The organism is Rhodococcus sp. 06-156-4 (genome assembly GCF_002259345.1).
Lineage (GTDB): Bacteria > Actinomycetota > Actinomycetes > Mycobacteriales > Mycobacteriaceae > Rhodococcoides > Rhodococcoides fascians_E.
Genome location: NZ_NPGB01000003.1, coordinates 123,091 through 135,968, shown reverse-complemented (window position 1 = coordinate 135,968; position 12,878 = coordinate 123,091). Strand labels below are relative to the sequence as shown.

10 protein-coding genes are annotated in these 12,878 nt (G+C 66.2%); 3 read left to right on the top strand and 7 right to left on the bottom strand.

Annotation, left to right across the window (positions count from 1 at the left end):
* Positions 1 to 71 precede the first annotated feature (71 nt).
* The 6 genes from CH290_RS00850 to CH290_RS00825 form a co-directional block, all read right to left on the bottom strand.
* Positions 72 to 1,208, bottom strand: coding sequence for a CdaR family transcriptional regulator (locus CH290_RS00850; protein ID WP_019663748.1), 1,137 nt, complete (start codon positions 1,206 to 1,208; stop codon positions 72 to 74).
* Positions 1,209 to 1,230: 22 nt separating this feature from the next.
* Positions 1,231 to 2,814: an alkyl hydroperoxide reductase subunit F gene (gene ahpF, locus CH290_RS00845; RefSeq protein WP_019663747.1), complete on the bottom strand. Its 1,584-nt coding sequence runs from the start codon at positions 2,812 to 2,814 to the stop codon at positions 1,231 to 1,233.
* 131 nt (positions 2,815 to 2,945) lie between these two features.
* Entirely contained in the window at positions 2,946 to 3,509 is a 564-nt protein-coding gene (gene ahpC / locus CH290_RS00840) for an alkyl hydroperoxide reductase subunit C (protein ID WP_019663746.1), read from the bottom strand.
* Positions 3,510 to 3,690: 181 nt separating this feature from the next.
* Positions 3,691 to 4,095, bottom strand: a complete 405-nt coding sequence (locus CH290_RS00835; RefSeq protein ID WP_019663745.1) for an SRPBCC family protein — start codon at positions 4,093 to 4,095, stop codon at positions 3,691 to 3,693.
* Between the two features lie 17 nt (positions 4,096 to 4,112).
* Positions 4,113 to 7,577, bottom strand: a complete 3,465-nt coding sequence (locus tag CH290_RS00830) for a bifunctional proline dehydrogenase/L-glutamate gamma-semialdehyde dehydrogenase (protein WP_052083149.1) — start codon at positions 7,575 to 7,577, stop codon at positions 4,113 to 4,115.
* Between the two features lie 33 nt (positions 7,578 to 7,610).
* The gene (locus tag CH290_RS00825; protein WP_020111905.1) at positions 7,611 to 8,585 is read right to left on the bottom strand and encodes a LysR family transcriptional regulator; all 975 of its coding nucleotides are present in this window, start codon (positions 8,583 to 8,585) and stop codon (positions 7,611 to 7,613) included.
* Positions 8,586 to 8,676: 91 nt separating this feature from the next.
* Between CH290_RS00825 and CH290_RS00820 the strand changes: the two genes are divergently transcribed.
* From CH290_RS00820 to CH290_RS00810, 3 genes are all read left to right on the top strand, one after another.
* Complete coding sequence (locus CH290_RS00820) at positions 8,677 to 9,579, top strand: EamA family transporter (protein ID WP_230594266.1); 903 nt, start codon at positions 8,677 to 8,679, stop codon at positions 9,577 to 9,579.
* Positions 9,580 to 9,723: 144 nt separating this feature from the next.
* Positions 9,724 to 10,401: a DUF3159 domain-containing protein gene (locus tag CH290_RS00815; protein ID WP_230620974.1), complete on the top strand. Its 678-nt coding sequence runs from the start codon at positions 9,724 to 9,726 to the stop codon at positions 10,399 to 10,401.
* Entirely contained in the window at positions 10,398 to 11,951 is a 1,554-nt protein-coding gene (locus tag CH290_RS00810; RefSeq protein WP_033189223.1) for an alpha/beta fold hydrolase, read from the top strand. Before CH290_RS00815 ends, CH290_RS00810 begins: the two co-directional genes overlap by 4 nt.
* On the opposite strand, the gene CH290_RS00805 is transcribed toward CH290_RS00810, so the two are convergent.
* Positions 11,948 to 12,742, bottom strand: a complete 795-nt coding sequence (locus tag CH290_RS00805) for an alpha/beta fold hydrolase (protein WP_019663739.1) — start codon at positions 12,740 to 12,742, stop codon at positions 11,948 to 11,950. The two genes, CH290_RS00810 and CH290_RS00805, sit on opposite strands and share 4 nt — an antisense overlap.
* Between the last annotated feature and the right edge of the window lie 136 nt (positions 12,743 to 12,878).

Below are 12,878 nucleotides of genomic sequence, written 5' to 3'. Positions count from 1 at the left end.
CCGGTCGAGGTATGGGCTTCGTGCACATTGTTCGAGTGAAATTGTGGCAGATATCGGTGCACGGCGCACAGTCATCGACGGATGTCGTCCGCGTCGACCCGTCGGGCCGACGCGAGAGCCAGCTTCATGGCCACGGCGTCGTCGAAGACCCGTAGGTCCAGCCCCGTCAGTTGCTCGATGCGGTTCAACCGCTGCACGACGGTGTTCCGGTGGGTGTGCAGAGCGGATGCCGTCGTCACGATCGACAGATTGTTCTCGATCAGTACTGCCGCGGTCTCGCGCAACGCGTCCGACAGTGGGCCGACGATTCGCCTCGCGGAGTCCAGCGCGATGGCCTCGGGCTGACGGCCGACGAGGATGTCGATGTCGAGTGCGGTGAGCTCGTGGACGACGCCGTCCGGCAGGTGGTGCCGGACCAGTACGTCCATCTGCTGCACGTCGACGACCAGTTCGGGCGTGGATGCTCCCACACGCCCGGTGACGACGGAGGCGCCTGCGGCGCGCAGTCGATCGACGACGACGGCGCGGGTGCTCGCGTCGGACGAACCGACGAGGAGCCACAGTGTGGTGTCGCGTTCCCATGCGACGACGTTGCCGATGCCCACCACGCTGTTGCGGAACCGGCCGAGCGCAGCCGGGCCGGTCGACGTACTGCGGGCAGTCACGATCGACCACGGCGGCCGGATCGGTCTGCCCACGTCGCGGAGCATGGCCACGACGCGGGCCTCGGACACTCGGGAATCGACGATCATCGCGTTCAGTAGATCTCGCAGCGACGATTCCCTCCACCGCGCGTCGTCGAGGTGCTGCTCCTGCTTCAGCAGAAGCGACACGGTGAGCACGAGGATGCGGGCGAGAGGCTCGACGACGGCGGGGTCGCCGGTGATTCCGACGACCCCCACCGCCTCGCTTTCCGCTGCTTCGTTCTTCACCGCTTCGTTCTTCACTGCGCCGGGTTCCGCCCCGTCGTCGCTCAGGTAGAACGGCACGTTCACACCCTCGCGCATGTCCGGATCGGCACCGTCGGCGTCGATCCGGACGACGTCCCCGCGCTCGAGTGCTCGCACCGCGCCGTCGTGCAGCGTGCCCAGGCGCGCTGGATCGACGGACGCGATGATGATGCCGTGGGCATCCATGATGTTGACGTTGTGTGCGACGACTGGACGCACTTGGTCGACCACGCGCTGGGCGAGTTCGGCGGTCAGCATCGCCCGAGCGTACCCGGGAGCGTCAGACCGAGACTGCTTCCTCGGCCGGGGTGCTGGTGCGGATCAAGTGATCGAACGCGCTGAGCGCTGCCGTCGCGCCCGATCCTGCCGCGACGATGATCTGCTTGAACGGCGCGGTGGTGCAATCACCTGCTGCGAAGACGCCCGGTACCGAAGTCCGTGCGTGATCGTCGACGATGATCTCCCCGCGCGGGGTGAGATCGACGGTGCCGGAGAGGAACTCGGTGTTGGGTAGCAGGCCGATCTGAACGAACACTCCGTCGAGGTCGACGGTGTGCGCGGTGTCGTTCGTGCGGTCGTTGTACGCCAGCCCGGTGACCTTGGAACCGTCGCCGATGACCTGGGTGCTCAGGGTGCTGACCAGGATGTCGACGTTGGGGAGGCTGCGGAGCTTGCGCTGCAGCACGTCGTCGGCGCGCAGGTGCGAGTCGAACTCCACGAGGGTCACGTGCGCGACGATGCCGGCCAGGTCGATGGCTGCTTCGACACCGGAGTTGCCGCCACCGATGACGGCGACGCGCTTGCCCTTGAACAGCGGGCCGTCGCAGTGCGGGCAGTACGTGACGCCCTTGTTGCGGTACTCGCTCTCGCCGGGAACGTTCATCGAGCGCCACCGTGCGCCGGTGGACAGGATCACGCTACGGGAGAGAAGTCGTGCGCCGCTGGCGAGTTCGACCTCGACGAGTCCCTGCGGGGTGGCGGCGGGGGTCAGCTTGGTGGCGTTCTGGACGTTCATGATGTCGACGTCGTACTGGCGAACGTGGTTCTCCAGCTCGGCGGCGAACTTCGGTCCTTCGGTGTACGCAACGGACGCGAAGTTCTCGATACCCATGGTGTCCAGCGTCTGACCACCGAAGCGCTCGGCGACGACGCCGGTGCGAATTCCCTTGCGCGCAGCGTAGAGTGCTGCGGTTGCACCCGCAGGGCCGCCTCCGACGACGAGCACGTCGAACGGGTCCTTCTCGGAAATCGCCGTCGCGGTGCGTTCCGCGGAACCGGTGTCGAGCTTGCCGACGATCTGTTCGAGGGTCATGCGGCCGGACCCGAAGGGCTCACCGTTGAGGAACACCGACGGAACGGCCATGATGCCGCGGTCGTCGACCTCGTCCTGGAACAGCGCACCGTCGATGGCGATGTGCTTGACGTTGGCGTTGAGCACCGACATCACGTTCAACGCCTGCACCACGTCCGGGCAGTTCTGGCAGGAGAGGGAGAAGTAGGTTTCGAAGTAGAAGTCGCCTTCGAGGTCGCGGACCTGGGCGAGCAGCGCGGCATCTTCCTTGGAGGGGTGGCCACCGACCTGCAACAGCGCGAGCACGAGCGAGGTGAACTCGTGTCCGAGCGGGATACCGGCGAACTGAACCTCGATGTCGGTGCCGATCCGGCGGATGGCGAACGACGGCTTGCGTGGGTCGGTACCGGTGCGGGAGTGGGTGACCGAGTCCGACAGGCCGGCGATCTGGTCGAGGAGTTCGCCGAGCTCGACGGACTTGGGTGCGTCGCCAAGAGAGGACACGAGCTCGATCGGCTGCGTCACGTTCTCGAGCAGGGACTTCAGTTGATTGGCAAGTGCGGCGTCGAGCATGAGGTTTTCTCCTGAGATCGGAAGGGATGGTCGTGGATTCTCAGCTCGGGCCGAGTGATCCGAACGTGGGGGATGCACCGGCGGCACAGGGCATTACACTCCTGTGCCGCCGGTGCACCGATCCGAACGAATCAGATCTTGCCGACGAGCTCCAGCGACGGTGCGAGGGTGTCTTCGCCCTCTTCCCACTTCGCCGGGCAGACCTCACCCGGGTGGCTGCGCACGTACTGTGCGGCCTTGACCTTGCGGAGAAGCTCGGATGCGTTGCGGCCGATGCCTTCTGCGGTCACCTCGGTGAACTGCACGACGCCGTCCGGGTCGACCAGGAAGGTGCCGCGGTCGGCGAGGCCCTGGTTCTCGCGGAGAACCTCGAAGTCGGTGCTGATCTTCAGTGTCGGGTCACCGATCATCGTGTACTTGATCTTGCCGATCGTGTCGGACGACGCGTGCCACGCCTTGTGGGTGAAGTGGGTGTCGGTCGAGACCGAGAACACCTCGACGCCGAGACGCTGCAGCTCTTCGTAGTGATCGGCGAGGTCGCCGAGCTCGGTGGGGCAGACGAATGTGAAGTCGGCGGGGTAGAAGTAGAAGACCGCCCACTTGTCCTTGATGTCCTCGTCGGAAACGGTAACGAAGGCACCGTCTTTGAAGGCCTCAGCGGTGAACGGCTTGATCTTCTTGTTGATGAGCGACATGTACGGCCTCATTCGTATTCGGGTGCGTTGGTGTCGGTTGACGACCCTAATGATCTTGGATTGATCGGGCCAATCGATGATTGCTCAGATCTCGATAGCTCGAGCTTATCGATCCAGCGTGGGCTTTCTGGACTCGATCAAACCTAGGACCGGGCGTGACGGACTACACAGCCTCCCGCGATCAGTGCGCGCGTTCCGCGGCCAATCGCTCGATCCGGGGGAGCGCAACGGCCATGATCGTCAGATACGCGGGCGCCCAGATTGGTACGCCGAAGCTCACCACGCAGCCCTCGCCGTCGGGGATCACCTCGTGTCGAGTCGCCGGAACACCCGCCACCCGCCACGCCCAGAGACGACCGTCCTCGAACTCGGTGATGCGAAACGGCAGAGGCACCCCGACCGGGGTGAACACCCGGCCTCGGGAACCCAGGGCAAGCGGACCGGGGCGGTCCAGTTCGGCGCCGGCCACCGTCGGACCCCACACCGGCCACGCCGTCAGGTCCACCAGAACCTCCCATGCCGCGGCAGGCGGAACGGACATGGGGAGTTCGACGACGGGCATCCCGCGACGAAGGTTCAGGCGCATGCGGTGTGAGTAGCCGTTCACGGCGAATCGAAACGGCCGCCGCCTGGCGTGATGTTCAGCAGAGCGTCCACCCGAGGCATCTCGCGGTAGGTACCGAACCGGTGGTGGGTGATGCTGAGGGCCTGCTCACGCAGGAACGGCAGCATCTCGACGCGACCCGCTTCGGTCACGGCGCCCGACCACACTGCGGCAGACGGCCCGGTGGGCACGTCGGTTCCGGACCCGACGACGCGGGTTCTGTCCGTCCCGCCGCGCGAAACCGGACGCGCCCAGTCTGTTTCGGTGTCGACCGTCAGGCCCTTGGTTGTCAGGAACCCGAGCACGCCCTCCCCGAGAGCGACGGACGCGTGCATGGACAGGCGAAGAGGGGAACGGGCTCGCAACCCGGCGGCGACGACGCGCAGAACCTCCACGGGGCGAGCGTCGGCCTCCGCTCGCACGGTCACCGGGGTAGGAAGGTAGCGCAGCACGTTCGCCTCCACCCCGAGATGCGATACGTCACGGGTGACGCCGAACTCCGTGTCCCATGCCACGAGATCGCTTGCCAGAGAGCGCCGTAGAAAGTCGAGGTCGTCGCCGACCGCTGCGGTCTCGCGCAAAAAGCTCTCCGCCCACGCGTCGACCACACAGTCGACGGTCGTGCCGGACGAGGGGAGGGGCGACCAGTCGGACAGGCCGACGAGGTAGTTCGGTCCGCCGGCCTTGCTCCCGGTGCCGACCGTCGATTTCTTCCACCCGCCGAAGGGCTGCCGTCGCACGACGGCTCCGGTGATTCCTCGGCCCACGTAGAGATTGCCTGCGGCGACGCCTTGAATCCACTGCGCCTGTTCCGCGTCGTCGAGGGAGTGAAGGCCAGCGGTGAGCCCGTAGTCGACGTCGTTCTGTACCTCGATCGCCTCGGCAAGGGTAGCGACGGTGATGATGCCGAGGATCGGACCGAAGTACTCGGTTCGGTGGAACTCGGAACCAGGAGAAACGCCGACGCGGATTCCCGGCGACCACAGCCGGCTCTCGTCGTCCAGTGCGCGGGGTTCGAGCAACCACGACTCACCGGGATCGAGGTGGGTGAGACCCCGGAGAACCTTGCCGCTCGCGGGTTCGACGAGTGGACCGATGCGCGATTCCGGGTCCGTCGGGTACGCGACCTTCATGGACCGGACGGCGTCGACCAGCTGGCCCAGGAAACGGTCCGATGTGCCGACGGATCCGACCAGAATCGCCAGGGACGCTGCGGAGCACTTCTGGCCCGCGTGGCCGAAGGCAGACTTCGCGAGGTCCTTCACCGCCAGGTCGAGATCGGCAGAGGGTGTGACGACCATGGCGTTCTTACCGCTCGTCTCCGCGAACAGCCGAATGCCGGGGCGTAGCCGGTGGAACAGCTCCGCCGTCTCGTAGCCACCGGTGAGGATCACCTGATCGACCCGCGGATCCGCGACGAGGGCGCCGGCGAGGGACGCCTCGTCGACGTGGACGAGGCGCAACACATCTCGCGGCACGCCCGCCCGCCACAGAGCGTCGACCATCACCGAACCGCAGCGTTTCGCCTGCGGCGCAGGCTTGATCACGACGGCAGAACCCGCGGCAAGCGCGGCCAGGGTCGATCCCGCCGGTATCGCCACCGGGAAGTTCCACGGTGGTGTGACGACGGTCAGGCGCCTCGGCCGATGGAGTGCGCCGTCCACGTGCGCAAGCTCCTCGGCGAGTTCGGCGTAGTACCCGGCGAAGTCGCTGGCCTCGCTGACCTCGGGGTCGCCCTCCTCCAGGGTCTTGCCGCACTCCGCGGCCATGACTTCGAGCAGGTCCGCACGTGCGCGAGACAGCTCGCGCGCCGCGGACCTCAGGATGCGTGCTCGCTCGGTCGACGGGAGCGAACCCCAGCCCACCCCTGCGTCGCACGTCTGCTGAATCAGCTCGTCGAGGCGGACGGGATCGTCGACGGTGTACTCGACGACGAGGTCTTCCCCGATGCCCGACGCCTCGGCGCGCTCGAGAATGCCGCGGCCCCACCCTCTGTTGGCGGCCGAGGAGGGATCCGTGTCAGGGGTGTTGGCGAAAGGTACTGCGACATCGGTGTAGTCGGCGCTGTCGGTGGTGCGGTTCTGGCTCCGTCGCGGCGCGGGGACGGAGTCGTCCAGGGCGGTCAGAGAAGCACGGAATCGATTCTCCTGCATCGTGAACTGCGGGGTCGGTTGCCCGCTCTCGGTGGTCAGTTCGAACATCGAGGGCATGAAGTTCTCCGGCGCTGCTCCTTCTTCCAGTCGGCGGACGAGGTAGGCGATCGCGACGTCGAACTCGTCGGCGCCGACAACGGGGGTGTAGAGAAGCATCCCGCCGGTGTCCTCGGCGATCACCTGCGCCGTCGCCGACGCCATGCCCAGCAGCATCTCGAATTCGTATCCGGACTCGATGCCGCGCTGTTCGGCGAGACACCGTGCCCAGGCGAGGTCGAAGAGGTTGTGCCCGGCAACGCCGATGTGCACGTTGCGGATTCGATCGGGATCGAGCGCGTGGTCGAGGATGCGCTTGTAGTTGGTGTCGGTGTCCTGTTTGGACGACCACGTGGCCAGGGGCCATCCGTGCCGAGCGGATTCGACTCGCTCGAGCGGAAGATTCGCGCCCTTGACGACGCGGACTTTGACCGCTGCACCTCCGCGTGCAGTACGCCGGGCGGCCCAGTCCTGCAACCGCATCATCGCGGACAACGAGTCAGGAAGGTACGCCTGCAACACGATTCCCGCCTCGAGCGACAGAAGTTCAGGTCGGTCCAGCAGGGTCGTGAACACCGCGATCGTCAGATCGAGATCGTGGTATTCCTCCATGTCCAGGTTGATGAACTTGGGTGTGCCGGACTGCGCGGCCGCCGAGTACAGCGGTGCGAGCTCGTCGACGGTGTGTGCGACGGCCTCCTCGAACGCCCAGGGCGAGTGCGGCGCAACGACCGCCGACACCTTGACGGACACGTAGTCGACATCCGATCGCGCCAGTAACGCCGTGGTTCCGTCGAGACGTGCCCGAGCCCCGGCCGACCCCATCACGGCCTCGCCGAGCAGATTGATGCCCGGACGCATTCCGTTCCGGCGGATGCGAGCGAGACCGCGAGAGAGTGCGCGCGGCGAGGCGTCGAGCACGAGGTGGCCGACCATCGCTCGCAACGCCTTCTTCGCGATGGGCACGACCAATGCCGGTGCGACCCTCGCGGCCACGTTGCCGAGACGAAGGGCGACACGCAGATGCACGCCCAGGAACTGCGGCAGATCACCGTCCGTCAGATGCGCCCAGTTCCTGGCGGCGACCCGCACGTCCTCCGGCCGTACGACGCCGTCGATGAACCCCACGGCGAACTCCAGACCACGCTCGTCGCGCAGCAGGCCCGCGAGACGCACGGCGGCACGGTCGGCGGGACGGTCGGCGGAGAGAGTCACCCAACGCCGTGCCAGGGCAACCGCGTCGTCCGCCAGCTCTTCGCGCGTCCTCGGTGCCATGGTCCACACTCCTCCGGGATTGACGGGCTTCGACTAGGGGGCAGGGCTTGTTTCGGGTGTCACCAGTCCATTCTGTATGCGAAGTCCGTCGGCGGTGTTCCACTCGGAGGTTCGAGCTGCCGCCGTCGACGCGAGCGCTGCTCGGAACGCCCGGATCGCGGGGTGCCCGCCGCGTCCGGCACGAACTGCGGTGTAGATGGTGCGGTCCGGACGCCCCGGCAGTGCGCGGAGATCGAGTCCGTCGGACTGGTTCGCGGCGATCAGTGCGGGAATGAACGCCGCGGCGTGGCCGGTGCGCACCAGATGGGCGTGCATCAGGGGGTCCGGGCTGACGAAGCGGACTCGGGGCTCGAATCCTGCGGCACGGCACACCGACCGGGCCCACGTTCCTGTCGCACTGTCCGGCGGGTCCATCGCCCAGGGCACGTCGAACAGGCCTGCCAGGTCGGTACGCGCGGACGGCAACCACGCGGCCTCGGACGGGACGGCGAGCAGAAGTGGATCGACGGCGAGATCCGCCCGGTCGATGTTGGCTCGGACCGGCTCGGGCATACCGGGGTATTCCTCACCGAGAATCAGGTCGAAGGAGTGCGACAACAGGCCGTCGTAGGCAGCGACGACCTGAAGTTGGTCGAACTCGACGGTCAACGACGGTTCCTCGGCAGCCAGCAGGTCCAGCACTGCAGGCACGATCGCGAACACGACCGTCTGAAACGACGCGACCCGCAGTGTTCCCTGAACTGCGGACTGAGCCGACGCGAGATCCGCCTCGGCTTCCTCCAGTTGGCGAAGGACGATCTCGGCGTGAGCGGCGAGTCCGATGGCGGCGTCGGTCAGTGTCACCCCTCGCCCCACCGGTTCCAGCAGCCGAACGCCGGACTCCTTCTCGAGCAGCGACAGCTGCTGCGACACCGCCGACGGCGTGTAGGACATCACACGGGCTACCTCGGCGAGCGTGCCGCGCCGCTGCAATTCGAGGAGGATCCGCAGGCGAGGGACGTTGAGCATCGGGTTCCCGTCATAGGTAAGCAATAATGACCGTTATTCTACAAAATGATTCGCTGGACTTACGTGAGTTACGCGAGAAGCATTCACTGTCATGACGGCAACCTCCCGGACACCCGGCACGGGATCAGCAGTAGCGATGATGGTCGGGTCGTGTCTGTCCCTGCAGTTCGGCGCGGCTCTTGCCGTTCAGATATTTCCTGTCGCCGGGTCGTGGGCCGTCACTGCAGCCCGGTTGGCCATCGCAGCCGCTCTGCTGCTCCTGCTGGTGCGTCCACGGGTACGCGGATGGTCGAGGGAGCAGTGGAAGAGCATGGCTGCGCTGGGATTCGCATTGGCCGCCATGAACGGATGCTTCTATGCCGCGATCGATCGAATCCCCCTCGGCGTGGCCGTATCGATCGAGTTTCTCGGTCCACTCGTTCTGGCCGCCGTCCTGTCACGTCGGCGCGCCGACGTCGGGTGGGCGTGCCTCGCGCTGGTCGGAATGGTGCTGTTGGGCGTCGAATCCGCGGTTCACGCAACAAGTCTCGATCCTGTCGGCATCATGTTCGCGCTGTTCGCCGCGTCGTTCTGGGTCCTCTACATCCTGACCAATGCACGGGTAGCGGCAACGGTTCCCGGCACAGGAGGCCTGGCTGCGGCAATGGTGATCGCCGCGGTCTGCGTCCTTCCCGTCGGGATGATGCAAGGGCTCACCGCCTTCGCGGACCCCGAAACCCTGGCCCTCGCAACGGTGGTGGCGCTGTTGTCGTCGGTCGTTCCGTACACCCTCGAACTTGCTGCGCTGCGAATCGTTCCGCGCAACGTCTTCGGCGTCCTACTGGCCCTGGAACCGATCTTCGCGACACTGGCGGGATGGCTGCTGCTGCACCAAGCCGCAGGGGCGATCCGGCTGACTGCCATCGGACTGGTCATCGCCGCGACGGTGGGAACCGTCCTGACGGCCGAGCGCGTCGCGTCGGTACCCGCCCGGCCCGAGGTCGAAGCCGTCTGAGCCGGCGCCTGCATGACATCTGTCATGCCCGACCCGTGACGAAGTAGCGCGGTTTCGATTCCCGTCTGCACTGTTGTGGAGCGTGCGTGTCGACGACTCTGGGAACAGACGACAGAGCGACGACTTCGACACGAGGAGGACACGATGACGACTCCGGACCCCACACCGATTCGAGACGAGAAGAAAGCCGACGCCACCCAACTCCTGCTGGACAACCTCGGCGGCGTGAGCGGAATGATCTACACGGCGGTCCCTGTGGTCGCCTTCGTGACCGCCAACGCGGTGGCCTCGCTTCCGATTGCCATCGGAATCGCCGTCGTCATCGCCGTCGTGCTGACAGCGCTGAGAATGGTGCGCGGTGAACCGATCGTCCAGGCGAGCGGTGGACTGATCGGCGTCGTGACGGCCGGTGCCGTTGCCGCGTGGACGGGCTCGGCCGGCGGATACTTCCTGATCGGAATCTGGACCAGCCTGGTCATGGGTGCGCTGATGGTGGCATCCCTGCTCGCGCGTCGACCACTGACCGGACTCCTGTGGAACGCGCTGCACGGCAACAAGTACCCGTGGCGATCGGATCGCTCCACTCTGCGTGCGCACGACATCGCGACCGGCGCCTTCGCGCTGCTGTTCGGTGCCCGCTACATCGTGCAGGATCACCTCTACGACACCGACGCCACCGGATGGTTGGCCTTCGCGAAGATCTCCATGGGCACCCCGCTGTTCGCCCTCGCGATCCTGGTCACCGTCTGGGCTTTCCGACGCTCCACGAAGCGTCTCGTGAACGACACCTTTCCGATCACGCAGGGAGTGAGCCACCCGTGAACTATCGTCACCGACCGCGCCGGAGCGTAAGCGTCCTGGCCGCAACAGTTCTCGCCCTCGGGGCATGCAGCCAGGCCGAGCCGGAGCCGAACACGACTGCAGATCTGGATCGCTTCTACGATCAGGCGGTGACGTTCGAGCCGTGCGAGGGGTACGGCACGACGTCGACCGACGAGGCAGCGTTCGTCAGCGATCCGACGTTTCGGTGCGCGCGCGTGGACGTCCCGCTCGACTACGACGATCCCGACGGACGGACGGCGCAGATCGCGTTGCTGAAAGTCCCCGCGAAAGGCGAGCCCATCGGGTCGTTGCTGCTCAACTCGGGCGGCCCCGGAGGCCCTGGCATGAGCATGGCCGCAGCCGCGGCGACAACGCTGGCGGACAGTCCGTTGACCGAGAAGTTCGACATCGTCGGATTCGATCCGCGCGGCGTCGCGGCGTCGACGCCGGCCATCGACTGCTTCACCGACGCCGAGAACGAAGCAGGCGAGGCGTACACGACAGTTCTGACGGGAGCGAGGTCGCTCTCGGAAGACGGGGCACGCGAGCTGGTTCGGCAATGTGCCGAGCGGTCCGGCGGCGAGGACGTTCTGGCGAACGTCGGAACTCGTGACGCAGCCCGGGACATGGATGTGCTGCGCGAAGTGCTGGGCGACGACCAGCTCAGTTACCTCGGGCAGAGTTACGGCACTCGCCTGGGCGCGGTCTACGGAGAGATGTTCCCGCAGAACGTTCGAGCCATGGTGCTCGACGGTGCCATCGATCCACTGCAGAGCACAGCGGACCGTCGGATCGATCAGTTCACGGCGTTCCAGGAGGCATTCGACGCCATGGCTGCGGACTGCGCCACCGAGCCCGACTGCCCTCTCGGGCAGGATCCGACGAGGTCCGTCGAGAATTTCCAGAACATCGTCCGCCCGCTGATCGACGATCCGATCGTGACCCCGGACGGCAGGAAGATGGACTTCGACGCCGCCTACGGGGCCGTGATCGCCGGGCTGTACGACTCGACCGTCTGGCCGGTCATCACCAAGGGCATCGCGGAACTACAGGTGGGGCAGGCGGAGACGTTGCTGAAGATCAGTGACGTGTTCGGTGGGCGTGACGTCGACGGCGCCTACCCGAACTTCGCCGAGGCGCTGTACGCGATCAACTGCAACGACGAGCAGCGCAACACTGCCGAACAGGAGGTCGAGCTCAAGGAGCGAATTCAGGGCATCGCGCCGTTCACCGACTCAGGTCTGGGGCCGGAAGGCGCACGCGACCCGTGTGAATCCTGGCCCGTCGAACCCACTCTGGGATTCCCGTACGCAACCGACATCGACGGTCTCCCCGACACGTTGACCATCTCCATCACCGGCGACCCGTCCACGCCCTACGCGGGTGGTGTCAGCCTTGCCGAGACGCTGGGTGGGTCACTGCTCTCCGTCGACGGAGACCAGCACACCGTCGCGTTCTCCGGAGCGAACGACTGCGTCGACACGGTCGTGGCCGAGTACCTCGTGGACCTGAAATCGCCGCCGGAGGGCGCCCGCTGCGCTCTCGACTAGACCGTGCGAGTTTCGCTTCCCGCCAACAGGATCGACGCGATGAGCTCGGGATTGTCACTCATCGGGACGTGGCCGACGCCCGGCACGGTGATGAACGTGGCGTGCGGCAGGTTCCGCTTCGCGACTGCACGCTCGTAGATCGGTAGGGTGAGGTCGCGTCGGCCCCAGGCGATGGTGATGGGAACCTGCGGCTCGGCCGCGACGGGAAGTTCGAACACCGCGTCCAATCCTTCGTCGACGAAGGTGTTGGAGACCAGGGACGCGGTGTCCACCACGGCGTCGGCGTACGGCACACGGCTGGGGTGGGCGAAGAACGCGGAGATGGCCGGGTAGCGCACGGCTTTGTAGGAGAGCAGGCGAGGCGCATGCTCGCCCATTCCGCGGGCCAGGGTCCTCAGAACGCGGAACGTGCCGATCGCCCGGCGTCGATCGAGGTCGTTCACGAAGAACCCGGCGGGAGACAGCGCGGTCGCCGACGCCACCCGCCCGCGGCACGCCATGGCGATCGCCAGCCAGCCCCCCAGCGAGTTACCACCGATGTGAGGCTTCGCGTCCGGAGTGTCGAAGTCTCCGAGCAGATCGTCGAGGGCATCGACGACGTAGCCGAGCGGATCGCTTACGTTCGCCTCGAGTGCGGGGGACTCGCCGTGACCGAGCAGGTCGACGGTGACCACCCGGCGATAGGGCGTGAGTAGATCGAGGATCGGATCCCACGCCTGCCTCCGGTGAACCACTCCGTGAACGAGGACGAGAGTGGGCCCGCTACCGGCGACGTCGTACCGCATCTTCATGGGAGCACATAGTAGCTGTGAATAGAGGTAACACCTACTCTTTTGCCGAATCGGAGAAATATCTTCGGGGACGATGTCGAAAACGCTCACCCGGTTCCGTCCCAGGGTTGGATGCAACCACAGAGGCTGCACAGAG

Coding starts and splice junctions, on each gene's coding strand:
- CH290_RS00805 (WP_019663739.1), bottom strand. CDS start 12,742: ATGAAGATGCGGTACGACGTCGCCGGTAGCGGGCCCACTCTCGTCCTC.
- ahpF (WP_019663747.1), bottom strand. CDS start 2,814: ATGCTCGACGCCGCACTTGCCAATCAACTGAAGTCCCTGCTCGAGAAC.
- ahpC (WP_019663746.1), bottom strand. CDS start 3,509: ATGTCGCTCATCAACAAGAAGATCAAGCCGTTCACCGCTGAGGCCTTC.
- CH290_RS00830 (WP_052083149.1), bottom strand. CDS start 7,577: ATGGCACCGAGGACGCGCGAAGAGCTGGCGGACGACGCGGTTGCCCTG.
- CH290_RS00820 (WP_230594266.1), top strand. CDS start 8,677: ATGACGGCAACCTCCCGGACACCCGGCACGGGATCAGCAGTAGCGATG.
- CH290_RS00825 (WP_020111905.1), bottom strand. CDS start 8,585: ATGCTCAACGTCCCTCGCCTGCGGATCCTCCTCGAATTGCAGCGGCGC.
- CH290_RS00815 (WP_230620974.1), top strand. CDS start 9,724: ATGACGACTCCGGACCCCACACCGATTCGAGACGAGAAGAAAGCCGAC.
- CH290_RS00835 (WP_019663745.1), bottom strand. CDS start 4,095: ATGCGCCTGAACCTTCGTCGCGGGATGCCCGTCGTCGAACTCCCCATG.
- CH290_RS00850 (WP_019663748.1), bottom strand. CDS start 1,208: ATGCTGACCGCCGAACTCGCCCAGCGCGTGGTCGACCAAGTGCGTCCA.